Raw genomic sequence first — 22,439 nt, 5'->3', positions numbered from 1 at the left:
TCGGATCGGAGGGGTCAGGAGGAGAGCGCGGCGTACTGGCGGCGGCGTTCCGCCTGCCGTGCCGGGTCAGGGATGGGCGACGCCATGAGCAGCCGGTTCGTGTACGCATGGCTCGGTCGTGACGTGACGGTGTCACCGTCACCGGTCTCCACGATGCGGCCCTTGAGCATGACCGCGACCCGGTGGCAGATGTAGCGGACCACCGACAGGTCGTGGGAGATGAAGAGGTACGCGACGCCGGTCTGCTCCTGGATGTCGATGAGCAGGTCGAGGATGCGTGCCTGGGTGGAGAGGTCGAGGGCGCTGACCGGTTCGTCGCAGACGATGAGTCGGGGCTTCAGCGCGAGGGCGCGGGCGATGGCGATGCGCTGCCGTTGCCCGCCGGAGAACTCGCGCGGGTACCGCCGCCCGGCGTCGGCTTCGAGGCCGATCTGGCCCAGCAGCTGACCGATCCGCGCGGAGGCTTCGGCCCCGGGCACCCCCTGCGCCCTGAGCGGCTCGGCGAGGATGCTCTCCACGGACATCGCCGGGTTGAGCGACGAGTACGGGTCCTGGAAGACGACCTGGATGTCCCGGCTCAGGGCCCGGCGGGCGCGCCGGTTCGCGTGGGTGATGTCGGCGCCGTCGAACGTGACAGTTCCGGCGCTGATCGGGGCGAGCCCCAGGAGCGCGCGGCCCAGGGTCGTCTTTCCCGAGCCGGACTCGCCGACCAGGCCCACCGTCTCGCCCGCCCGGATCTGCATCGAGACGTCGTGCAGCGCGTGGAAGGACGGACTACGCCACCCGGATCCGCGATAGACGACGTTGACGTCGCGGACGTCGAGCAGTGGGGCCTCGGAACCGTTGCGGGTGCTCATGACTGCACCTCCTGAAGGTCGTCGCGCGACCGCCGGGGAGGGGCGTCCTCCAGGGTCGCGTCCAAGAGCATGCGGGTGTACTCGTGCTGCGGGTTGGCGAAGAGTTCGGCGACGGGTTGCTGCTCGACGACGAGGCCGTCCCGCATCACCGCGACCCGGTCGCAGAGGTCGGCGACCACGCCCAGGTTGTGGGTGACGAGGATGAGGCCCATGTTGCGCTCCCGTTGCAGGTCGCGGAGGAGTTCGAGGACCTCCGCCTGGACCGTGACGTCGAGGGCGGTGGTCGGCTCGTCCGCGATGAGCAGCTCGGGATCGCAGGAGACGGCGCCCGCGATGAGCACGCGCTGTGCCATTCCCCCGCTGAGCTGGTGGGGGTAGGCGGCGAGCGTGCGGGCGGGGTCGGGAATGCCGACGCGTTCGAGCAGGTGCAGGGCCCGCTCGTGCGCGGCCTTCCTGGAGAGGTTGAGCTTGCGCCGCATCGGCTTCGTCAGCTGGGCGCCGATGGTGAAGGACGGGTCCAGGTTGGACATCGGCTCCTGCGGCACGTAGGCCATCTGCGGCCCGCGCAGCTTCTGCAACTCGCCCTCGCGCAGCCCGATCAGGGACCGCCCGTCGAGGGAGAGGTGCCGGGCGGACACGGAGGCGTCGGGCGGCAGGAGTCCGAGGATCGCGAAGGACGTCTGGGACTTCCCGGAGCCGGACTCCCCGACCAGGCCGAGCACCTCTCCCCGCGCGACGTGCAGCGACACGCCCCGCACCACGTCCTTGGTGGCGCCGTCCTCGGCCACGTACCGCACCGACAGGTCCTCGACGCGGAGCAGGGCGTCCGCGGGGAGGGCGGTCGCGGGCGTACGGTCGGCTTCGCCCTGGACGACCGTCGTGTCGTCCCGGCCGGCGGACCGCGCGGCCCGCTTGGCCTTGGGCTTGCGGCTGACCCCCAGCGAGTCCGCCAGGGCCGTGCCGAAGAGCACGAGTGCCATGACCGTGAGGCCGATGGCGACGCCGGGCGCGATGACCAGCTCGGGCGCGCGGTGGAAGTTCTGGAAGGCGTTGCTGAGTTCGCCGCCCCAGCTGGGGCGCTGCGGGTCGCCGAAGCCGAGGAACTCCAGGCCGGACTGGACGATGATCGCCATGCCGAAGATGAACGAGGACCGCACGAGGACCGGCCCCAGCACCACGGAGAGCACGTGGCGGAAGATGATGCGCAGGTCGGAGAGCCCCGCGACGCGGGCGGCGTCGAGGTAGAGCTCCTCGCGCACCGCGATCACGGCGCTTCGGGTGAGCCGGAAGATGTCCGGCGACGCCAGCACGCCGAGGGTGATCATCGTCGGGGCGAGGCCGCTGCCGAGGGAGGCGATCACCACGATGATGATGAGGATCTCCGGCAGGGACATCAGCATGTTGAAGATCCAGCTCGCCACCCCGTCGAACCGCTTCGCGCGGTAGCCGGCGAGCAGACCTGCGGGAATCCCGCACAGGAGGGCGACGGCGACCATGATCGCGCCCGCCTGGAGGCTCACCCGGCCGCCGTACAGCAGGCGGCTGAGGATGTCGCGCCCGTTGCCGTCCGTGCCGAGCGGGTGGTCGCCGCTCGGCGGCCGGAGCGCCTCCGAGAGCACTACCAGGTTCGGGTCCTGCGGGGCGAGCAGCGGCGCGAGCAGGCTCGCCGCGACGATGGCCAGCAGGACGCCGCCCGCCACCACGCCCATCGGGTTACGCAGGAAGGAGCGGAATCTCCTGGCTGTCAGGCCCGCGCGGGGCGTCACGTCGGCGCTCATGCGTTCCGTACCTTCGGGTTCAGTGCGGCGTAGAGGATGTCGACCGCGAGATTGACGAGTACGACGACGAGCACGGTGAAGAGCAGGACGCCCATGATCACGGGGATGTCGCTGTTGCCCGAGGCGTTGATGGCGACGGCGCCGATGCCCTGGAGGCCGAACACGCGCTCGATGATGGCGGCGCCGCTCATCGCCGCGATGAACTGGAGGGAGAGCATCGTCAGCGCCGGCGGAGCCGCGTTGCGCAGGACGTGGGTGAGCAGGATCTCGCGCTGCGAGAGGCCCCGGCTGCGCAGCGTACGGACGTAGTCCTGGCTGTTGACGGTGATCACGGAGTTCCGCAGCTGCTGGGCGATGGCGGCGATCGAACCGATCGACAGCGCGACGATCGGCAGGGTGATCGACCAGAGCCAACCGCCGGGTGAATCGTTCAGGTGGACGTAGCCCGTGGCAGGGAACCAGCCCAGCTGCACGGCGAAGACCAGGGCCAGGATGATCGCGACCCAGAAGTTCGGCAGGCTGAAGCCGAACACCATGAACACCTGGAGCACGCGGTCGAACGTCCCGGGCCGGGTCGCCGCGAGCAGCCCGAGCACGATGCCGAGGACCGCGGCCACCAGGACGGCGCCCAGCGCGAGGGAGACGGTGACCGGCAGCCGCGTCACGATGAGTTCGCTCACGTCGGTGTTCTGCGCGGACGAGACCCCCAGGTCACCGCGTACGACCCCGCCCAGCCAGCTCAGGTACTGCTCGACGAGCGGCCGGTCGAGGCCGAGCTGCTCCCGCTTGACCGCGACCTGTTCCTCCGTCGCGTAGAGCCCGAGCGCGCCCCGGGCCGGATCGGAGCCGGTGAGCATGAGGAAGAAGAACATCCCCGTCACGACGGAGAACGCCAGCAGCAGGCCCGTGGCCAACCGCCGACCGATGAAGCCCAGCATGCCTGCTACCTCCTAGATGAGCTGTAGTGATCCACCGGATGGGCCGGACCGTTGCCCGACCCATCCGGGGTCGATCGGCGGTTACTTCGCCGGGGCGAAGAAGCGGAGACTCGGCATGAGCTGCGCCTGCTGCATGGTCACGTCGATGTCCGACTTGAACAGGTAGACGTTCTCCTGCGTGACGATCGGCGCGAACCAGGCCTGCTCGACGAGGTGGGTGTTCAGCTCCTTGTAGAGGGCGGCCTGCTTGTCACCCTGCGCGGCCGGGATCTCCTTGAGCAGCCGGGTGACCGTCTCGTCGGTGTACTTGAAGTTGTTCCACAGCGACGTCGGGGTGAGCTTGTTCAGCACGTCCGTCCACGCCGGGATGTTCGTGGAGAACGAGAGCATGAAGGCCGGCTGGCCCTTCAGGGTCTCCAGGCCGCCGTTGGCGAAGCCGTTGACCGGCACCTGCTCGACCGTGATGCCCACGTCGCCCAGGTACTGGGCGACGATCGGCACCAGCGGGGACATGAAGCCCTCGCTGTACGAAACCTTGATCTTGAAGCCGCTGCCGTAGCCCGCCGAGGCCAGCAACTCGCGCGCCTTCGCCGGGTCGTACGGGTAACGCGCGTTCAGCTCCGGCACCCACGCCTCGCTGGACGGGTTGAAGGTCTGCGTGGAGACCTGGCCGAAGCCGCCATAGTGGGTGTCGAGGATGGCCTTGCGGTCGAGCGCGTGGTTGATCGCCTGCCGCACCCGCACGTCGCCGAGTGCCGCCGACGCCTTGCCGGCGCGGTCCTGGAGGATGATGCCCTGCCACTCGCCGGGCACCGTCTTGACGGTGAGCCCGTCGGTCTTGGCCTTCGGCACCATGTCGGAGGTGCCGTACATGAACTGGATCTGGCCGGTGGCGAGCGCGTTGTACCGGGCGGTGAACTCCTCGTACGGGCGGATCACGACGTTCTCGAAGGGGAACGCCTCGCGGTTCCAGTAGCCGTCGCGCGCCTTGAACGTGTACTTGACGCCCTTCTCGGAGGCACCCGCGTCGTACGTGTAGGGCCCCGAGCCCACCGGGTTCGAGGCGATGGTGCCCGCGCTGAGCGCCGTGGGGCTCACCATGTACCCCGTGTACGTCGCCAGGGCGGCCAGCAGGCCGGGGCTGGGCTCGCTGAGGTGCAGGCGCGCCGTGGCCTTGTCCACGACCTCGACGCGCTCGATCGCCCGGGCCCCCTCGGAGGCGCTGCCCGCCCCCTTCTTGCGCGCCTCGAGGTTGACCTTCACCACGTCGGCGTCGAAGGCCGCGCCGTCACTGAAGGTGACACCGTCGCGCAGCTTCAGGGTGAGCTCGGTGAGGTCGGCGTTGTACTCGTACGAGGTGGCCAGGTTGCCCTCGATCTTCGACTCGGGCGTCTTGCGGAGCAGCGGGTCGTAGACGGCCTCCGCGTAGTGGATGACCGCGCCTTCCTTCATCTCGGCGGGGTCCCAGGTCAGCAGGTCGCCGTTGTTGCCAAGGACGAGCTGGGACGAGCCTGCTTCATTCGCCTGCCCGCCACCGCTACAACCGGCGAGGGCGAGAGCGACAACGGCAAACGCTGCCGTCAGCGTGCGTGTCAGTTGCACCGTGTTCCCTTCTATTGCTGCAAAGCCAGCGCCGGTCGGCGTCGCTATGAGTGACGGGGATCGGATCAGCGGATCAGGCGATCCCGAGTTGTTGGCTCATGACCATGGCGGTCGCGCCGCGCAGGACGATGTCGTCGCCGAGCTCCGAGAGCCGCAGGACGATGTCGCCGTGGACCTCTGTCAGGGCGCGCTGCCGGATGGTTTCCATCGCCGCGGCGGCCAGCGGTCCTTCCAGCACCCGGTGCGGCCCGCTGAGGACGATTTCCGAGACGTTGATGGCGGCCACGATCGGGGCCAGCACCGCACCGAGCGCCTCGCCCGCGGCGGCGAGGACCCGGGTGTGCTCCGCGTCGGTACGGGCTTCCGAGAGGTCTTCCTGGATGCGCCGGGTCGACAGCCAGGTCTCGAGGCAGCCGAACTTTCCGCAGACACAGGCCCGTTCGCTGCCGGTGTCCACGACCACGTGGCCGATCTCGCCGGCCGCGAACCTGCTGCCCAGGACGGGCGTGCCGCCGAGCAGCAGACCCGCCCCCACGCCGACACCGACCCGCACGAGGAGGGTGTCGGCCGCGCTCTCGCCGTAACTGCGCTCGGCGAGCGCGGTGGCGTTGGCGTCGTTCGACACGACCACGGGGCAGCCGAACTGCCCGGTCAGCACCGACCGGAGGTTGAGGTCCTTCCACCCCAGGTTCGGTGCGCTGAGGACGACGCCGCCGAGGTCCACGATCCCCGGGGTGCCGATGCCGATGCCGAGCAGCGGCGCCGTCACCTGTTCGCGCAACGCCCCGACGAGACCGACGACCTTCGCCAACGCGTCGGCTCCGGTGCTGCCCTCGTTCTCGACCTGCTGACGAGCCACCACCGAGCCGCCGAGGTCGAGCACTGCCCCCCGGTAGAGCGTCGAGTGGCTCAGGTCGACGGCGATCGCCTGGTAGGCGTGCTCGTTGAACTCGAGCATCATGGCCGGCTTCCCGGGCCGCGTCCCTGCCCGCGTACCGACCTCGACCACGAGGTCGTCCGCGAGGAGGTCGCTCACGACGTCCGAGACCGAGACCCTCGTCAGCCCCGTGCGTCGCGCCAGGTCCGCCCGGCTGTGCGGCCCTTCCCGGTACAGCGTGCGCAGCAGCAACTCGCGGTTGTGCACGCGGGCCTGCTCCGGGAGCACCTTCTCGCCGGAGCGGACCCGGGCCGGAACCCGGTCTCGCCGCAGGGTCCCCACCGCGCGGTCCTGAGGCTCCGGCGGTGTGGTTCCCGTCTCATCAATGCAGGTCACCCGGTTAGTACAGGCGGCTAACAAACTGCGGACAAGAACGCGGCTCGCCTTGTTCCCAAGTTGTTACATTCCCATGGCCCGCTTTTTGCGGCGGCTTCAGCCAGTTAACACCCCTGGTAGAGCCGCTGACCACGGCGCTGGACGGGCCCGGCAGCACTCCGGCGAGCCGACACGGCGGCGAGGAGGGACACCACGGGCGCCGGCTCTCCGATAAGGTCCGACCGGAGGCTCGCCAGCCTCCTTTGAGATTGATCGCCGGACCGCAACCGACCCCGGGGCACCAAGATCAAAGGCCTCCGAGGGCAGTTGACCGTCCGGCGCCCTCCGCGCCGCCCGGCCTGATTTCTCCCGTACGCCCGGAACGCCGTCGTGGCGGGCGCCCCTCGCCGGGGCTGCCGGTTCCGCCCCACGGCGCGAAAGCCGAGAGTCGCAACCGGCCGCCTTCCGGTAACCTGAGCGCGCGGGCCGCTAGCTCAATGGCAGAGCTGTGGACTTTTAATCCATAGGTTCAGGGTTCGAGTCCCTGGCGGCCCACTCCTCCGCAGCTCAGCGGCCCTTTGCGGGGCCGCTGTTGCCGTCAGTCGGGTCCGGCACGGCAGCGAAGTGCAGCAGCACCCGTGGATCCGTCGCCAGGGTCGAACCCATCCGAGGTACTTTTCGCCGCAGCCCTGCGCCGCTCGATCGCGGAGCTTGAGGAAGGCGACGCGGCCGAGCGGACCTGGTCGACCCGGCCAACGTGCGCGACGTCGCGTGAGGCTGGTCTTTACCGCGACGGCCTGGAACCAGTACCTCAGCCACACCCACCGGATGCTCGACCCCGGCCTGCTGGCGACCTCCCGCCGGCATTGGCAGGGCCGGCCGCACCCTCTCGTGCGTGATTCAGCCGGAGGCAGCGGCGGGGTAGTCATATTCCGCGCGGTACGGCTCCGTCCTGCCAGCGGTAGAGGTCGCGCAGCAAGGAAATCTCAGCGCCGTGATGGATCAGCTCCCTGTTGACGTGCAGAACGATGCCCTCCATGGGAACCCGCTCGGGACCCACCGTGGGCGGATTCTCCAGGTCATCGTCCGAGAGCTCGCGGACCCCCGCGTTCCATCTCTCATACATCTCATCGAGCTGTTTCAGCGCCTCGTCGGCGGTCCCCGCGTAGGCAAATGTCTGCGAGTCGACGTCCTGGCCGCCGAAGTGCCATCCGACCCGATAACCTAGGCAGGAGACGATGATGTGCGCCAGCCGCCAGGCAATCGTGGTCACCGGCGCCGGCATCGGGCCAGGGGACGCGAAGTCCATGGTCCACTTCCCCGAGCCTACCGACATCGGTGCCGCCGACGTGCCACATGGGCGGATGCTCCAGCAGCCGCGCACCGGCTCCCAAAAGTACTCCTCATCGGCAAGACCGTGCAGCCGTGGCCGCAGGTTCTTGTGCCAGTGCCGGTCCAGCTGGTCCGCGAGTCGCTCGCTTCTTGTCACTTCCGCACACTACATACGACGCAGACCTGGCTGCCGCCCCTCGTGGACGCGTCGAATCATGCCTCGGGCGTTGCCTGCGCCGTGCCCGGTCCGTGCCGCAGATCCGGCGCAACTGAGCGCGAGTAGCGGCGGAGGACGCCGGAAACGATGGAAGACGTTTCAGCAGGTCAGAGATCTGGCGGGCGGCGAGGCGTTTGAGCTCGGCGCAAAATGCGTCTACCCGCAACCGCTCACGACGGTAATGCCATCACCTTGCCTGCGCCCTTGATTGTGTCCCGGGCTACACCAGCTTTACCTGATGGTGGCCAAACTATTAACCGGCTCAGCAATATAACCGACATTTGCCGCCGGCTATGGAAGCCATAGGCTGCTCCCGAACACGGGAAATCATCGTGAATCAAGGAAGGGAGATTCCCATGCCGGACATCGACTTGGGCGTGGCCTCGGACTGGGACGAGGGTGACACCCATGGGAGAATCACGCTGCGGCAGAACCAATGCTACCCGAATTCACCCAAGCGGGACGTACTGATCAGCTCACCGGTCAGCATCGAGCTGTCGGTGAACACCAACCACAGCACCAGCCAAGAGGCCGACAAGATTTTCTTCACCACCCACCACGGAAGCCAGAAGAAGATCATCGCCATTCTGGATTCCGACGGCAATCTGCAGATTGCCGGCCGCGTCACGGAAATGCAGACGAATCTGCAGTACTGATAACGACGCCAACCGTAAATCACGGGAGCACCTGCACACCGGCGGGTGCTCCCGTGCCATGCCGGCCAATGTCGAGTAGATGGCGTGCTCCACCTCACCCTGTGAACGGGCGCGAGTGAGCATGGGGCCCGAGCAAACGCCCCAGCCTCACGCGCCGCCCGTGGACACCCGCGGCCCGATGCCCGGCTGTCCGCCACTACGGCCTGACGATCCCGGCTGTGCCCGCTCGCTGCGGGAACGGCGTTGCGCAGCCCCCGGCCCGGGCGGATAGGCTGCTGCCATGACCAGCTCGCCCGCGTTCCCGATGACGTCCCCCGACGTCCAGGTCGGCGCGCTGCGACGCCGGCGGTCCCGCGACCGCCTGCGCTGAGTTCTTCTTCTCCTGCGACCGGCGGATCGAGCCGCCGGTCATCGTCGATCGTCCTCGGTCCGCCCGCATCCCCATCCGGTGATCCGCGCGGCGGATCCGAGCGAGATCGGCGTACCCCATGGACCTTGAGAAACTGCTGGCCGACCGGCTGGCGCCGGCGTTCGCGACGGTGGCCGGCGGGCCGGTGGATCCGGTTGTGCGGCGCTCGCAGCGCGCGGACTTCCAGTCCGACGCGGCGCTGGCGCTGGCCCGGCGGCTCGGCCGGCCGCCGCGCGCGATCGCCGCCGAGGTGCTGGACCTCGCGGAGCTGGCCGATCTGTGCGGCGCGGCGGAGGTCTCCGGGCCGGGCTTCCTCAACCTGACCGTCGCCGACGAAGCCCTGGGCGGGCTGGTCTCCGCGCTGGCCACCGACCCGCGGCTCGGGGTGCCGGTGGCCGTCGAGCCGGAGACGGTGGTGGTCGACTACTCGGCGCCGAACGTGGCGAAGGAGATGCACGTCGGGCACCTGCGGTCGACGGTGATCGGCGACGCGGCCGCGCGGCTGCTGGAGTGGCTGGGGCACCGGGTGCTGCGGGCCAACCACCTGGGTGACTGGGGCACGCCGTTCGGCATGCTGATCGAGCACCTGGTCGACCTGGGCGGGGCCGAGGCGGCGCGCGAGCTGTCCATGGGTGACCTGGACTCGTTCTACAAGGCGGCCCGGGTCGCGTTCGACGCGGATGAGGCGTTCCGGGAGCGGTCCCGGCGGCGGGTGGTGGCCCTGCAGAGCGGCGATCCGGCGACGCTGCGGCTGTGGCGGTTGCTGGTGGAGCAGTCCGAGCGGTACTTCATGATCGTCTACGACCTGCTCGACGTGACCCTCACCGAGCGGGACTTCCACGGTGAGAGCAGCTACAACGACCTGCTCGGACCGGTGGCCGAGGAGCTGGACCGCCTGGGGCTGCTGCGGGAGAGCGAGGGTGCGGCCTGCGTGTTTCCGCCCGGCTCGGTGGGCCGGGACGGCGAGCCGCTGCCGCTGATCGTCCGCAAGTCCGACGGCGGGTACGGCTATCCGGCAACCGACCTGGCGGCGATCCGGCACCGCACCGGCACGCTGGCCGCGACCCGGTTGCTCTACGTGGTCGGCCTGCCGCAGCGGCGGCACTTCGAGATGGTGTACGCCGCCGCCGCGCAGGCCGGCTGGCTGGCCCCGCCGGCCCGGGCCGAGCACGTCGGGTTCGGCTCGATCCTCGGATCGGACGGGCGGATGCTGCGCAGCCGGGCCGGCGGCTCGGTGAAGCTGGTCGGACTGCTGGAGGAGGCGATCGTCCGGGCTACGGCGCTGGCCCGGGAGCGGAACCCGGACCTGGGCGAGGCGGAGGCGGCCGACGTGGGCCGGGCGGTCGGCATCGGCGCGATCAAGTACGCCGACCTGTCCAGCGACCGGCACAAGGACTACGTGCTCGACTGGGAGCGGATGCTGTCGCTGGACGGCAACACCGCGCCCTACCTCCAGTACGCGTACTCGCGGATCCGGTCGATCTTCCGGCGGGCCGGGGTGGCGGCCCGGCCGGAGGCGGCGATCTCGCTGGCCGATCCGGCCGAACGGGCGCTCGCCTTCGAGCTGGTCGGCTTCGGGACGGTGGTCGGCGAGGTGGCGGACAGCCTGGAGTTCCACCACCTGACCGGATACCTGTACCGGTTGGCCGTCGCGTTCAGCGCGTTCTACGAGCGCTGCCCGGTGCTGCGCGCCGACGGGCCGGTCCGGGAGAGCCGGCTGGCGCTCTGCGACGTGACCGCCCGGGTGCTCCGGCAGGGGTTGTACCTGCTCGGCATCAGCACCCCCGAACGCATGTGATCGGCGTGTCGACCTCGCGCACCTGCCGCGCCCGAAGTGTCGCCGCCGGCAGCGGCACCGCAGGTCACAGGGTGATGACCACCTTCGCCCGCGCGTGTTCGCCTTCGAGGTACCGGATGGCCTGGGGCACCTCGCGCAGCGGGTAGGTCCGGTCGATGACCGGGGTGAGGCGGCCGGCCTCGGCGTGGGCGCGGAGCGTGTCGAGGTGCTGCCGGCTGGGCGTTGCGGTGAGGGTGACGATGCGCTGGCGGACGAGGGGCGCCAGCAGCCGTCCGCGCGCGAGGAGCCAGACCGACCCGACGAGGCTGCCGCCGCCGTACACGCCGCCGCCGGAAAGCACAAGCGTCCCGGTCGGGGTCAGCGCCCGCCGGAGCGCGGTGAGTGAGCGGTTGCCGACCAGGTCGAACACGACGTCGTGGCGGCGGGCCTCGCGGGTGAAGTCGTCGCGGGTGTAGTCGACGACGTGGTCGGCGCCGAGGGAGCGGACCAGGTCGACGTTGCGGGTGCTGCACACGCCGGTCACGGTCGCACCGAGCGCCTTGGCCAGTTGGACGGCCAGGGTGCCGACGCCGCCGGAGGCGCCGTTGACGAGGACGCGGTGGCCGGGCTCGACCCGCCCGACGTCGCGCAGCCCCATGAGCGCGGTGACACCGGCCAGCGGCAGGGCGGCGGCCTGCTGCGGGGTCAGGTTCGCCGGCTTCGGCGCGATCATGGTCTCGGGCACGCTCACGTACTCGGCGAACGCGCCGTTGGCGTCGCCGAGGTCGCCGAAGACGACGTCGCCCGGGCGCACCTGTCGGACGTGGCTGCCGACGGCCTCGACCCGGCCGGCGAAGTCGCGGCCACGGATGCGCGCGCGGGGCCGCGTCCGCCCCATCGCCAACCGCGCCATCCGCGGATCGCCACGCATGGCATGCCAGTCGTACGCGTTGAGCGCGGCGGCCTCGACCCGCACGAGCACCTCGCCGGCGGCGGGCACCGGCACGTCGACGTCCGCGAGCGTGAGTGTCTCCGGCGGGCCGTACCGCTCCTGGACTATCGCCTTCATCTTTGCCTCCCACTAGGTGTACGCCGTACACCGAATGTAGGTGTACGGCGTACACCGGTCAAGGCGGTTATGGTTTCCACCGCCGCCGGAAGACGAGGACCGAGATGGCTGAGCAGGCTGAGACACTGCGCCGGACGCCGCTGAGCAGGGACCGGATCCTGCACGCCGCCGTCGCGCTCGCCGACGTGGCCGGGATCGAGTCCCTCAGCATGCGCAACCTCGCCCAGGACCTTGGCGTCGTGCCGATGGCCCTCTACAAGCACGTGGCCAACAAGGACGAACTGCTCGACGGCATGATCGACGTCGTCGTCGGCGAGATCGACCCGCCGGTGCCCGACGCCGACTGGAAGCACACGGTCCGCAGCCGCATCCTCTCGGCGCGGCAGGTGCTGCGGCGCCACCCCTGGGCGCCGCTCGCGATCGAGTCGCGGAACATGGCGACGCCGGCCGTCCTCGCGTACCTCGACTCGGTGGTCGGGACCCTCCGGGCCGGCGGGTTCTCCGCCGACCTCGCCCACCACGTGATGCACGCGATGGGCAGCCGGATCCTGGGCTTCAGCCAGGAGCTGTTCGACGCCTCCCGGCGCGCCGGCCGCTCCGGCACGGCCAGCTCAGAACCACCGCAGGCCTTCCCGCCGGAGGTCGCGGCCCGGTTCCCGCACCTCGCGGAGATCTCCACGGCCGCGTCCCACGACGACGCGTCGGTGGTGGGACAGGGCTGCGACGACCAGTTCGAGTTCGAGTTCGCGCTGGACCTGCTGCTGGACGGCATCGAACGGCTCCGACAGCAGAACTGGACGTCGCCGCGATCGGTTGTCCGGTGACCACGCTGTCGTGGCACCCGGTGTTGCTCGCCCCACGGCGGCAAGCCCACGCCCGGACTGGGTAAGCCGGAAGGCGAGCCGTCTCGTCGCAGCCGGACCGGACCGAAGGGAAGAGCCTGATGCGTGGTGTCGTCCTGCACGCCCCCCGCGACGTACGGGTGGAGGAGCGCGAAGATCCGCGGATCCTCCTCCCGACCGACGCGATCATCCGCCTGTCCGCCACCTGCGTCTGCGGTTCGGACCTGTGGCCGTATCGCGGCATCGAGACGGTCCACGGGCCGTCCCCCATGGGCCACGAGTACGTCGGCGTCGTCCAGGAGGTCGGCGACGAGGTCAGGAAGATCAAGCCCGGCCAGTTCGTCGTCGGCTCCTTCTTCGCCTCCGACAACACCTGCGCCATCTGCCGCGTGGGCTACCAGTCCTCGTGCGTCCACCGGGAGCCGGTGGGCGGGCTGGGTGCCCAGGCCGAGTACCTGCGCGTACCGCTGGCCGACGGCACCCTGGTCGCCACGCCCGACCTCCCTACCGACGACCTGGTCCCGGCCCTGCTCGCGGCCTCCGACGTGCTCGGCACCGGCTGGTTCGGCGCGGTGGCCGCCGAGGTTGGCCCGGGCAAGACCGTCGCGGTCGTCGGCGACGGTGCGGTGGGCCTGCTCGCCGTGCTGGCGGCCCGGCGGCTCGGCGCGGAACGCGTCATCGCGGTCAGCCGGCACGAGCCCCGCCAGAAGCTGGCGACCCACTACGGCGCCACCGACATCGTCACCGAGCGCGGCGACGACGGCGTCGCCCGTATCAAGGACCTGACCGACGGCCTCGGCGCGCACTCGGTCATCGAGGCGGTCGGCACCCAGGAGTCGATGTTGCAGGCCATCCGCTCCACCCGGGCGGGAGGGCACGTCGGCTACGTCGGCGTCGCCCACGACGTCGAACTGCCCGGCGAGGAGCTGTTCTTCTCCCACGTGCACCTGCACGGCGGCCCCGCCCCGGTGCGTCGCTTCCTGCCCGAGCTGATCGACCTGATCTACAAGCGTGAGATCGACCCCGGCCGGGTCTTCGACCTCACCCTCCCCCTCGACCAGGCCGCCGAGGGGTACCGGGCCATGGACGAGCGCCGGGCCATCAAGGTCCTGCTCAATCCCTGAGCGACCGGACCGGTGGGCCGTTCCGCGTCGGAACGGCCCACCGCGCGGCCGACCGCTCAGGGGGTGTACGGCGCGTCCGTGTGGCTGGTCTCGACGGGCCGGCTGCCGCTGAGTTCGTAGACGGCCGTACGCCGCACGGCGACCTCCGCCGAGGACGCGTCCTCGGGGCGGGTCAGGTGGACCACCGTGGCCCGGCGCGACCTGATCGAGACCGACTCCACGGGCGTACGGTCGCCGATGTCGACAATGGTGACGTAGACGGGCTTACCGTCGATGTTGCCGTACATCACGATCTGCCAGAACTTGCCGGTCCCGCCGCCGTCCATCAGCACCGGGACCACCGCGTCGGCCGCGTCGTCGCCGGTCAGGTCGCCGATGGCGCGCGGCTGTTGCATGTGGACGACGGAGCGTAGTGCGCCTCCGCCATCGGACGGCGAACGGGTCCACGGTGGAGTGGAGGAACTGGACGCGAGAAGCACGGGGATCTGAACCGACTGACGGAGCCCCCGCCGCCTCCCGTCGACCCGGCCCGCAGGTCAGGCCGGCCCGGCGCCCGGGGCCGGGACCGCCTGCTCGGCGGCGCGGCTCACCTCTTCCCAGCCGGCCCAGACGTCCATGCGTCGCCTGGAGATGTCGAAGGCGAGGTCGTAGACCATGCTGCCCAGCAGCAGCCGCAGCGGCGGGTCGTCGCTGGCGACGAGTTTCATCAGCGCCTCGGCGGCCAGCCGGGGTTCGCTGTCGATCGACCCTTCCGCCCACTGCCGCGCCAACTCCTCCCGCAGCGGGTCGTAGGCGGGGTTCGGGGCGGTCGCCGTGCTGCTGGTGTAGAGGTCGGTCCAGTAGCCGCCCGGCTGGACGATGGTGACCTTGACGCCGAAGCCGGCGGCCTCGGCGGCCAGTGCCTCGCTCATGCCCTCCAGCGCGAACTTGCTCGCGCTGTAGAGTCCCGTGCTGGGGAAGCCGCCGAGGGCGCCGATGCTGGAGACCTGCACGACGTGCCCGCCGCGCTGGGCGCGCAGGTGCGGCAGGACGGCCTGGCTGACCCAGAGCGCGCCGAAGAAGTTGAGGTCCAGTTGGGCGCGGGCCTCGGCCTCGGTGAACTCCTCGACCATGCCCATGTAGAGCGCCCCGGCGTTGTTCACGACGACGTCGAGCCGGCCGAAGTGCCGTACCGCCTCCTCGACGACGTCGAGGACCGCCGCGCGGTCCGTGACGTCGAGGCGCAGCGCCAGCAGGCGGTCGGGGTGCCGGGCGACGAGGTCGTCGAGCGGCGAGACGTCCCGGGCCGCGCCGACGACCCGGTCGCCGGCGGCGAGCGCGGCCTCGGTGAAGGCGCGGCCGAGGCCGCGGCTGGCCCCGGTGACGAACCAGACCCGGGGTGCGGCGGTGGCTGAGGCTTCCATGAGGGCTCCCTCCCTAACGAGACGGACCGTCTCGTCTTGTTGACGGGAGTGACCCTACCCGATCGGGCTCCGCTGTCAAGACGGACCGTCTCGTCTCATCCTCTTGCTAGATTGGGCCGGTGCCCACGCAGAAGGTCGCCCCCGACTCCAGCCGCCGCAGCGAGACCGCACGCCGCGCCATCCTCACCGCCGCCTTCGACCTCGTCGGCGACGTCGGCTACGCGAAGCTCAGCATCGAGGGCATCGCCGCCGCCGCCGGCGTCGGCAAGCAGACGATCTACCGCTGGTGGCCCTCGAAGGGCGCCCTGCTGTTCGACGCCTTCCTCGCGCTCACGACCGACGGCGGGCAGGACGGCGCCCTGCCGGACACCGGCGACCTGGCCGCCGACCTGAAGCTGGTCCTGCGGGCCGTCGTCGACGAGCTGAACGACCCGCGCTACGACCTGCCCATGCGCGCCCTGCACACCGAGATCGTCCACGACCCCGCCCTCGCCGCCGACTATGCGGAGCGGCTGGACGGGCCCATGCGGGAGCTCAAGAAGGAACGTCTGCGCGCCGCCCGGCGTGCCGGCCAGCTCGCCGAGGACGTCGGCCTCGACGTGGCCGTCGACCTGATCTTCGGGCCGCTCCTCAACCGGTGGCTCCAGCGCACCGGCCCGCTGACGCACGGGTACGCCGACCAGGTGGTGGACACGGCGCTGCGCGGCCTGCGCCCCCGCGAGGCGTAGCCCCTCGCGTCGCCGGGCGGACACAACACCGGACCCCCGGTCGTCGTTGATCCGGTCGTCCCCGCCCCACCTGGTGGGCACCGACCGTGGAGGAGGCACGCCGATGACCAGTCAGCGCGAGACCGTGGAGGTCGACCCGGTCCTGTTCCGTGCCGTCTACGACTCGCCCGCCTCGCTGCCCGGCAGGCACCGGTGGACGACCCCGGAGTCGGACGTACGGCGGATCGAGAAGCTGCTCGGCATGCCGCTGCGCAGCATCGGCGCCCCGCTCTGGGTCAGCGGCGACGAGCCGGACTGCCCGAAGTGCGGCCGCCGGGTGAACTGGTACGACATCGTCTCCTCCGCCCTCTCCGGCGTGCACGACCGGATGATGATCGCGACGGTCATCCTCGGCGACCGCAGGTACGTCAACACCGAGGTCCCGGACGCGATCGCCGGGGTGCGCTGCACCGACTGCCGCACCGCGATCGAGGGGCTGCGCAGCTTCAAGTGCCACAACTGGGCGTACGCCTTCGAGGCACTGGAGACCGTCCGGCAGCGGATGTCGGGCGCGTCAGTCGTCGGCCGTCAGCCCGCGGGCGAACCGCAGCCCGGGGCGCCCGTCGAGTGACACCTCGCCCACCGGCGTGAACCCGGTACGCCGGAGCACCGCGAGCGAGCCCGCGTTGTCCAGCGTGGTCCCGGCAATCAGCCGGCGCAGCCCGTACGCCCGGCGGGCCAGTGCCACGACGCGGCGGACGCCGTCGGTCGCCACCCCGCGGCCGGCGGCCCGCTCGGCCACCCGGTAGCCCAGCTCGGCCTCGCCGTCGGCGACGTCGACCAGGTTGAACCGGCCCAGCACCGTCCCGTCCGGCTCCACGAGGACGTGGAAGTGGCAGGTGCCGCTCTCCTGCTCGGCGAGCAGCCCCGCGTGCCGCGCGGCGAAGTCGGCGAAGTACGCGTCGCCCCGGTCCGGCACCGAGCGCGCGAACCACTCCCGGTTCTCCCGCTCGAAGCGCAGCAGCGCGTCGGCGTGGTGGGCGGCGAGCCGCTCGAGTTCGGGCACCGCGCCACCCTACCCAGGTGTAAGGAAGGGGCCCTTCCTTACAGCTCAGCGGCGGGTGGGGCGGCGGCCGGGCGGGGAGGGCGGCTCCGGCCCCGGGTCGGGCACCTCGGGCATCGGGCGGGTGACCGGCCCGGCTCCGGTGACCCGGAGCGGCTCGCCGTGGTGCCACACCTCGATGCCGGTCTCCGGGTCGGCGTCCGGCAGCTCGTAGCGGGCCTCGTCGGCGGTGAGGGTGACCCGCAGCCGGTGGCCGTGCCAGCGCAGGTGGAACGCGAGCCGGTCGATCGCCGCCGGCAGTCGGGGGTCGAAGGAGAGCACCCCGCGGTCGTCGCGCAGCCCGCCGAAGCCCTGCACCAGGGCCAGCCACGCCCCGCCCAGCGACGCCAGGTGCAGCCCGTCGCCGGTCTTGTCGCCGAGGTCCGCCAGGTCCTGGAGCACCGACTCGGCGAACAGGTCGTACGCCAGGTCGAGGTGCCCGACCTCGGCGGCGAGCACGGCCTGCGGGGAGGCCGACAGCGACGAGTCCCGGACGGTCCGCGCCTCGTAGTAGGCGAAGTTGCGGGCCTTCTCGTCGGCCGTGAACTCCCCCGGGCAGCGCTGCATGGCGAGCACCAGGTCGGCCTGCTTGACCACCTGCTTGCGGTACAGCTCCAGGTAGGGGAAGTGCAGCAGCAACGGGTAGTCGTCGTCCGAGGTGTCCGCGAAGTTCCACTCCGGCTGCTCGGTGAAGCCGGCCGACTGCTGGTGCACCCCGCGCTTGCGGTCGTACGGGACGAAGACCGCGTCGGCCGCCGCCCGCCAGGCCGACACCTCGGCCGCCTCGACCCCGAGCCGGGCCGCCGCGTCGGGGTGCCGCTCGGCGGCGTCGGCGGCCCCGCGCAGGTTGCGCCGGGCCATCAGGTTGGTGAAGACGTTGTCGTCGACCAGGGCGCTGTACTCGTCGGGGCCGGTCACGCCGTGCAGGTGGAAGGTGCCGGTGTCGGACCAGTGGCCGAAGCCGTGCCAGAGCCGGGCCGTCTCGACCAGCAGCTCCAGCCCGGGCCCGGCGAGGAACTCCTCGTCGCCCGTGGCGGCGGCGTAGCGCAGCACCGCGTCGGCGATGTCGGCGTTGAGGTGCAGCCCGGCCGTGCCGGCCGGCCAGTAGCCGGAGCACTCCCGCCCGCCGAGGGTCCGCCACGGGAAGGTCGCCCCGGGCAGCCGCAGCTCCGCCGCGCGCTCGCGGGCCTCCGGCAGGTGGGCGTGCCGCCAGCGCAGCGCCGAGCGGGCCAGCGGCGGGTCGAGGTAGGTCAGCACGGGCAGGACGTAGCCCTCCGTGTCCCAGAGCACGTGCCCGTCGTAGCCGTTGCCGGTCAGGCCCTTGGCGGGGATGGTCCGGTCGCCGTCCGCCCGGCCCGCCTGGAGCAGGTGGAACACCGAGAAGCGGATGGCCTGCTGGAGTTCGTCGTCGCCGTCGAGCTGCACGTCGGCGGTCTGCCAGGCGGCGTCCAGCGCCGCGCGCTGGCCGGTGAGCAGGGCCTCGAAGCCCTCCGCGCGGGCCGCGTCGGCCTCCGCGACGACCAGGCGGGCCAGCTCCTGCGGGGGCAGGCCGTCCACCGGGGTGCACTCGTACGCGGCGAACTTGGTCAGTCGCAGCCGCTCGCCGGCGCGCAGCGTCCCGGTCAGCGTGAGGCGCAGCCGGTCGGGGGTGCAGTCGACGCCGGGAGCGAAGCCGTCCGGGGCGTGCACGTCGTGCGCGACGGCGACGGCGACCCGCTGGCCGCTGTGCTCGGTGCGGTGGACGAGGACGCCGTCGTGCCCGTCGGAGTGCCGGTACTCGGCGGTCAGCGGGTCGGTGATCACGGAGGCGGCGCGGGGGTCGTCGGCGCGCTCCGGCACCCGCTCGTTGGCGAGCAGGTCGGCGCAGACCCGCACCTCGACCGTGCCGTCCAATGGCTCGACGGACCACCGGACGGCCGCCACCGGACGCCGGGGCAGGGAGACCAGCCGGACGCTGCGGACGCGTACACCGTGCCCGGCCGGCGAGATCCACTCGGTGTGCCGTTCGACCACCCCGGCGCGCAGGTCGAGCACCCGCTCGTGGGTGCGCAGGGTGCCGGTGCGCACGTCCAGCGGTTCGCCGTCGACCCAGAGGCGGATCAGGGCCGCGTTCGGCGCGCTGATCACCGTGTCGCTGAACTGCGGGAAGGCGTACCCGTCCTCGGGATAGTCGAGCTCGCGCCGCTCGTGGAAGCCGTTGAGGTAGGTGCCGGGCATGCCGTAGGGCGTGCCCTCGTCCAGGGTGCCGCGCCAGCCGACCCAGCCGTTGCCCAACGCGAAGATCGACTCGGTCTCGGCGAGGCGGTCCATGTCCGCCTGCGTACGTCGGATCCGCCAGGCCTCGTCGCCCCCCGTGACCCGTCCGGTCGGCGGCCGATCGGTGATGGGGGTTTCGTGCACAGCGCCTCCAGGGAAGTCCGACGTACCGGGCCAATCGAAGCAGATGGGGCTGAGAGGTCGCTGAGACGAAAGTCGGGGCCACCACCCGACCAATGCACACTGCGCCCGGCTTCCAGGTATTCCAGGGTTGTCCGGGAGCTAAACGAGGTATGAACGATCCGTGAGGTGAATCATGATTGATGCGGACACGCCGGACGTTCCGAAGATCAGTGTCGAGTGGTACCAGGACATCGTCGACTTCGCCGCCGACACCCCGCAACCGGTGCAGTGGTTCGCCGAGCACTTCACCGAGGGCGCGATCCTGCTGCTCGGCGCGCTGTGGCTGATCGCGGCCGTGTCCCGGCTCGGGGGCGGGGCGCGCGACCGCGCCTACGCCCTGGTGTCGCCGGCGCCGGTGGTGCTCGCGTACGGGTGCAGCGAGCTGCTGAAGACGGTGGTGGACCAGGAACGCCCCTGCCGGGCGATCGCCACCGAACTCGCCATCATCGCCGGCGAGTGCCCACCGACGGGCGACTGGTCGTTCCCCAGCAACCACTCCACGATCGCGGGCGGCCTGGCGGTGGCGACGTTGCTGCTGTCCCGCCGGGTCGGCCTGGTGGCGCTGCCGCTGGCGGCGCTGGCCGCGTTCTCCCGCACCCTCGTCGGCGTGCACTACCCGCACGACGTGGTCGCCGGTGTCCTGCTCGGCGCCCTGTTCGCCGCGCTGCTCACCCCGCTGTTCGCCCGCCCCGCCGCCGGGCTGCTGCACCGCCGCGCCCGCCAGGCCGAGCGCCCCGTCCGCGATCCGGCCACCCCGACGTCCCGCCGCTGACCGCTCGCGGGACGCGGAACCTGCCCGCACGGAGGGCCTGCGCGGACGGAAGGCCTGCCCGGACGGAGGGCCTGCGCGGACGGGAGGTTGCCCGGTCAGGAGGGGGGCGCGGGCGGCCTGCGCGCGCACGGATCAGAGCAGGACGAGGGCGGCGAGGGCGCCGAGGACGAGGAACGGGCCGAAGGGGAGGTGGCTGCGCCAGCCGACGCGGCGGGCGGCCAGCAGCGCGACGCCGACCGCCCCGGAGAGCAGCAGGGCGAGCACCAGCCCGGCCACCGGGACCGCCCAGCCGTACCAGCCCAGCAGCGCGCCGACGCCGAGCGCCAGCTTGGCGTCGCCGAGGCCGAAGCCGCGCCGGCCTAGCAGCAGCGTGGTGGTGGCGAAGAAGAGCGCCAGCGCGACGCCGGCCACGGTGGCGCGCAGCCAGGGCGCCGGGCCTGCCCCGGCGAGGGCGGCCAGCCCCAGCAGCAGCCAGGTCCCGGCCGCGGCTGGCCAGGTGAGCCGGTCCGGCAGCCGGCACACGGCCGCGTCGACGAGGACCAGCGGGATCGCCCAGCCCAGCCACCAGGCCGTGGCGACCAGCACGGCGGCGGGCGGCCCGAGCAGCACCAGGACCCCGACGGCCGCTGCGAGGGCGAGTTCCACCGTGCCGGGCGGCGGGCCGACGCGCGCCCCGCACCGCCCGCACCGCGCCGTCGGGCCCAGCGCCGGCCAGGGCCGGGCCAACCCGACCGGGGCGCCGCACGCGTCGCACCCGGTCCGGGTCGCCACCCCCGGCGGTACGGCGTGCCGGATCACGGCGAGCCGGAGCACCGGGGCGAGCGCGAGTACGGCCAGCAGCCGCGCCCCGCGCGCGGCACCCTTCGGTGCGGTCGGCTCCGCCACCGCCGGCGGCCCGGTCAGCGCCACGATCGCCTCCGGAGGCCGGCACGGGTGGCGACCACGCTGGGTAGCGCCATGAATGGCCGATGGTAACGGGCGGAACGGCCCGCACCCCTCCCCTGCAATGCGCGGCGTCGGGGACGGAAATGGCGCGCCCAAATGGGCGGGAATCCCACCCTGGCGGAATAGCTATGCGTCGGCGCGGGGGACGGATCGGACCAGACGCCACGTCCGGGACACGCGCCGACCGCCTCGACGACGCCTCGCCCACCGCGCGCGCTTCCCACGCCGGCGCCCCACCGGCCCCCGCCACCCGACCCGCCCGCACCGGCCCCGACCACCCGCCGCCACCACCTGTCATCACTCACCGTGTTCAAATGAATTGCCTCTGTTGCATCGGCGAGCGTCAGCCTATGCTCGCCCCTTGGGTGTGGTGCAACCCGCAGCGAAAAGACAGGACGACGCGGGAAAACGCTTTTGTAGAGATCCGTAACGGCAAATGCGTCGGCGATTTCCGACAGGTCCGGACGATCCCGTCCGGTCACGCCGCCGCATGCCCGGAGGCCGCCGAGACCGGCCCCCGGGTCGCCACCGAGGAGGCACGACGTGCGCGGACGGCGGTTCGGCCGATGGGCAACCTGCCTGCTCGCCATCGCGACGCTCGGCGCGGCCACGGCCTGCGGTGCCGAGCCCCGACCGGCCCCCCAGGCGGCGACCGCTCGGGACGCCCCCGCCCCCACCCACCGCGCCGCCGACGAGCAGGCGGCGAGGAAGGCGGCGCTGGCCGCGTACGCCGGATATCTCGCCGCCTCCCGCAAGGCGAGCGGGCGCGGCGACCCCCACCACCCGGAGCTGTCCCGGTTCCTCGCCGACCCGCTGCTGACCCGGGTCCGGCTGACCATCCGCAAGGCGAAGGAGCACGGCGCGATGCGTACCGGCACGTTGGTCTCCGACCCGACCGTGACCTCGGTGAGCCTGGATTCGAGCCCGCCCACCGTGGAGATCCAGGACTGCCTTGACGCCACCGGCTACCGGCTGGTCTACGCCAGGGACAAGCGGGTCGTGCCCGGCACCGGCGGCACGCGGCACCTGGCCACCGCCACCGCCACCCGCTACCCGGACGGCCGCTGGCTGATCAGCGCCGGCGCCGCCCACGAGGACCAGCCGTGCTGACGCGGGCGGGATCCGACGCCGGGGCCGCTCGCGTCCGTACCGCCGGGGCGGCCCACGCCCGTACCGCCGTCGGTGGCGGCCGGGGCGGGACGGCCCGCAGGTCGCTCG

Annotated in this window: 20 protein-coding genes and 1 tRNA gene; 9 read left to right on the top strand and 12 right to left on the bottom strand. The window is 71.8% G+C overall.

Annotated features, from left to right (window positions below; translation table 11 throughout):
* Positions 1–14: 14 nt before the first annotated feature.
* The 5 genes from ACN27A_RS23415 to ACN27A_RS23395 all read right to left on the bottom strand — a co-directional run bounded on the left by ACN27A_RS23415 (position 15) and on the right by ACN27A_RS23395 (position 6,394).
* On the bottom strand, positions 15–857 hold the full coding sequence (locus ACN27A_RS23415; RefSeq protein WP_421456833.1) for an ATP-binding cassette domain-containing protein: 843 nt from the start codon (positions 855–857) through the stop codon (positions 15–17).
* The gene (locus ACN27A_RS23410) at positions 854–2,635 is read right to left on the bottom strand and encodes an ATP-binding cassette domain-containing protein (RefSeq protein WP_421456832.1); all 1,782 of its coding nucleotides are present in this window, start codon (positions 2,633–2,635) and stop codon (positions 854–856) included. Before ACN27A_RS23410 ends, ACN27A_RS23415 begins: the two co-directional genes overlap by 4 nt.
* A complete protein-coding gene (locus tag ACN27A_RS23405; RefSeq protein ID WP_132232292.1) occupies positions 2,632–3,573 on the bottom strand; it encodes an ABC transporter permease in 942 nt (313 codons plus the stop codon). Before ACN27A_RS23405 ends, ACN27A_RS23410 begins: the two co-directional genes overlap by 4 nt.
* 81 nt (positions 3,574–3,654) lie before the next feature.
* The gene (locus tag ACN27A_RS23400) at positions 3,655–5,175 is read right to left on the bottom strand and encodes an ABC transporter substrate-binding protein (protein ID WP_421456831.1); all 1,521 of its coding nucleotides are present in this window, start codon (positions 5,173–5,175) and stop codon (positions 3,655–3,657) included.
* A gap of 73 nt (positions 5,176–5,248) precedes the next feature.
* Positions 5,249–6,394 (bottom strand): ROK family transcriptional regulator, encoded by a 1,146-nt coding sequence (locus tag ACN27A_RS23395; protein WP_421456830.1) that lies wholly within the window; start codon positions 6,392–6,394, stop codon positions 5,249–5,251.
* Between the two features lie 516 nt (positions 6,395–6,910).
* On the opposite strand from ACN27A_RS23395, the gene ACN27A_RS23390 reads away from it, so the two are divergent.
* Positions 6,911–6,982: transfer RNA gene (locus ACN27A_RS23390), tRNA-Lys, on the top strand.
* Positions 6,983–7,352: 370 nt separating this feature from the next.
* Here the strand turns inward: ACN27A_RS23390 and ACN27A_RS23385 are convergent.
* Positions 7,353–7,916, bottom strand: a complete 564-nt coding sequence (locus tag ACN27A_RS23385) for a DinB family protein (RefSeq protein WP_421456829.1) — start codon at positions 7,914–7,916, stop codon at positions 7,353–7,355.
* Between the two features lie 416 nt (positions 7,917–8,332).
* On the opposite strand from ACN27A_RS23385, the gene ACN27A_RS23380 reads away from it, so the two are divergent.
* A complete protein-coding gene (locus ACN27A_RS23380) occupies positions 8,333–8,632 on the top strand; it encodes a DUF6342 family protein (RefSeq protein ID WP_421456828.1) in 300 nt (99 codons plus the stop codon).
* A gap of 488 nt (positions 8,633–9,120) precedes the next feature.
* Positions 9,121–10,839 (top strand): arginine--tRNA ligase, encoded by a 1,719-nt coding sequence (gene argS / locus ACN27A_RS23375; RefSeq protein ID WP_421456827.1) that lies wholly within the window; start codon positions 9,121–9,123, stop codon positions 10,837–10,839.
* A gap of 64 nt (positions 10,840–10,903) precedes the next feature.
* On the opposite strand, the gene ACN27A_RS23370 is transcribed toward argS, so the two are convergent.
* Positions 10,904–11,887, bottom strand: a complete 984-nt coding sequence (locus ACN27A_RS23370) for an NAD(P)-dependent alcohol dehydrogenase (RefSeq protein ID WP_421456826.1) — start codon at positions 11,885–11,887, stop codon at positions 10,904–10,906.
* 104 nt (positions 11,888–11,991) lie between these two features.
* Between ACN27A_RS23370 and ACN27A_RS23365 the strand changes: the two genes are divergently transcribed.
* Both ACN27A_RS23365 and ACN27A_RS23360 read left to right on the top strand, forming a co-directional pair.
* Entirely contained in the window at positions 11,992–12,711 is a 720-nt protein-coding gene (locus ACN27A_RS23365; protein ID WP_421456825.1) for a TetR/AcrR family transcriptional regulator, read from the top strand.
* Between the two features lie 119 nt (positions 12,712–12,830).
* A complete protein-coding gene (locus tag ACN27A_RS23360; protein WP_421456824.1) occupies positions 12,831–13,853 on the top strand; it encodes a zinc-dependent alcohol dehydrogenase family protein in 1,023 nt (340 codons plus the stop codon).
* A 56-nt stretch (positions 13,854–13,909) separates the two neighbouring features.
* Here the strand turns inward: ACN27A_RS23360 and ACN27A_RS23355 are convergent, their stop codons facing one another.
* Together ACN27A_RS23355 and ACN27A_RS23350 are read right to left on the bottom strand one after the other, a co-directional pair.
* On the bottom strand, positions 13,910–14,248 hold the full coding sequence (locus tag ACN27A_RS23355) for a hypothetical protein (RefSeq protein ID WP_421456823.1): 339 nt from the start codon (positions 14,246–14,248) through the stop codon (positions 13,910–13,912).
* A 141-nt stretch (positions 14,249–14,389) separates the two neighbouring features.
* Positions 14,390–15,256 (bottom strand): SDR family oxidoreductase, encoded by an 867-nt coding sequence (locus ACN27A_RS23350; RefSeq protein WP_421456822.1) that lies wholly within the window; start codon positions 15,254–15,256, stop codon positions 14,390–14,392.
* A 119-nt stretch (positions 15,257–15,375) separates the two neighbouring features.
* Between ACN27A_RS23350 and ACN27A_RS23345 the strand changes: the two genes are divergently transcribed.
* Both ACN27A_RS23345 and ACN27A_RS23340 read left to right on the top strand, forming a co-directional pair.
* Positions 15,376–15,984: a TetR/AcrR family transcriptional regulator gene (locus ACN27A_RS23345; protein WP_421456821.1), complete on the top strand. Its 609-nt coding sequence runs from the start codon at positions 15,376–15,378 to the stop codon at positions 15,982–15,984.
* 103 nt (positions 15,985–16,087) lie between these two features.
* Positions 16,088–16,594, top strand: coding sequence for a hypothetical protein (locus tag ACN27A_RS23340; protein WP_132232336.1), 507 nt, complete (start codon positions 16,088–16,090; stop codon positions 16,592–16,594).
* On the opposite strand, the gene ACN27A_RS23335 is transcribed toward ACN27A_RS23340, so the two are convergent.
* The gene (locus ACN27A_RS23335) at positions 16,538–17,029 is read right to left on the bottom strand and encodes a GNAT family N-acetyltransferase (RefSeq protein ID WP_421456820.1); all 492 of its coding nucleotides are present in this window, start codon (positions 17,027–17,029) and stop codon (positions 16,538–16,540) included. The genes ACN27A_RS23340 and ACN27A_RS23335 overlap by 57 nt on opposite strands.
* Before the next feature lie 45 nt (positions 17,030–17,074).
* Positions 17,075–19,375 carry a glycoside hydrolase family 65 protein gene (locus ACN27A_RS23330; protein WP_421456819.1) on the bottom strand — a complete coding sequence of 767 codons (2,301 nt, stop codon included), beginning with the start codon at positions 19,373–19,375 and terminating at the stop codon, positions 17,075–17,077.
* A gap of 262 nt (positions 19,376–19,637) precedes the next feature.
* Here ACN27A_RS23330 and ACN27A_RS23325 point away from each other — a divergent pair, with 262 nt between their 5' ends.
* Complete coding sequence (locus ACN27A_RS23325; RefSeq protein ID WP_421456818.1) at positions 19,638–20,276, top strand: phosphatase PAP2 family protein; 639 nt, start codon at positions 19,638–19,640, stop codon at positions 20,274–20,276.
* A gap of 132 nt (positions 20,277–20,408) precedes the next feature.
* Here the strand turns inward: ACN27A_RS23325 and ACN27A_RS23320 are convergent, their stop codons facing one another.
* Entirely contained in the window at positions 20,409–21,161 is a 753-nt protein-coding gene (locus tag ACN27A_RS23320; protein WP_421458572.1) for a prepilin peptidase, read from the bottom strand.
* A 603-nt stretch (positions 21,162–21,764) separates the two neighbouring features.
* Here ACN27A_RS23320 and ACN27A_RS23315 point away from each other — a divergent pair.
* Positions 21,765–22,331: a hypothetical protein gene (locus ACN27A_RS23315; protein ID WP_421456817.1), complete on the top strand. Its 567-nt coding sequence runs from the start codon at positions 21,765–21,767 to the stop codon at positions 22,329–22,331.
* The last annotated feature ends 108 nt before the right edge of the window (positions 22,332–22,439 follow it).

The sequence above is a fragment of the Micromonospora sp. WMMD737 genome (genome assembly GCF_049179055.1).
GTDB classification, from domain to species: Bacteria; Actinomycetota; Actinomycetes; order Mycobacteriales; family Micromonosporaceae; genus Micromonospora; species Micromonospora reichwaldensis.
The sequence above is the reverse complement of the archived record's forward strand: the minus strand, read 5'-3'. Positions and strand labels throughout refer to the sequence as shown.

Coding starts and splice junctions, on each gene's coding strand:
- ACN27A_RS23415 (WP_421456833.1), bottom strand. CDS start 857: ATGAGCACCCGCAACGGTTCCGAGGCCCCACTGCTCGACGTCCGCGAC.
- ACN27A_RS23410 (WP_421456832.1), bottom strand. CDS start 2,635: ATGAGCGCCGACGTGACGCCCCGCGCGGGCCTGACAGCCAGGAGATTC.
- ACN27A_RS23405 (WP_132232292.1), bottom strand. CDS start 3,573: ATGCTGGGCTTCATCGGTCGGCGGTTGGCCACGGGCCTGCTGCTGGCG.
- ACN27A_RS23380 (WP_421456828.1), top strand. CDS start 8,333: ATGCCGGACATCGACTTGGGCGTGGCCTCGGACTGGGACGAGGGTGAC.
- argS (WP_421456827.1), top strand. CDS start 9,121: ATGGACCTTGAGAAACTGCTGGCCGACCGGCTGGCGCCGGCGTTCGCG.
- ACN27A_RS23370 (WP_421456826.1), bottom strand. CDS start 11,887: ATGAAGGCGATAGTCCAGGAGCGGTACGGCCCGCCGGAGACACTCACG.
- ACN27A_RS23365 (WP_421456825.1), top strand. CDS start 11,992: ATGGCTGAGCAGGCTGAGACACTGCGCCGGACGCCGCTGAGCAGGGAC.
- ACN27A_RS23360 (WP_421456824.1), top strand. CDS start 12,831: ATGCGTGGTGTCGTCCTGCACGCCCCCCGCGACGTACGGGTGGAGGAG.
- ACN27A_RS23355 (WP_421456823.1), bottom strand. CDS start 14,248: ATGCAACAGCCGCGCGCCATCGGCGACCTGACCGGCGACGACGCGGCC.
- ACN27A_RS23350 (WP_421456822.1), bottom strand. CDS start 15,256: ATGGAAGCCTCAGCCACCGCCGCACCCCGGGTCTGGTTCGTCACCGGG.
- ACN27A_RS23340 (WP_132232336.1), top strand. CDS start 16,088: ATGACCAGTCAGCGCGAGACCGTGGAGGTCGACCCGGTCCTGTTCCGT.
- ACN27A_RS23330 (WP_421456819.1), bottom strand. CDS start 19,375: ATGGACCGCCTCGCCGAGACCGAGTCGATCTTCGCGTTGGGCAACGGC.
- ACN27A_RS23325 (WP_421456818.1), top strand. CDS start 19,638: ATGATTGATGCGGACACGCCGGACGTTCCGAAGATCAGTGTCGAGTGG.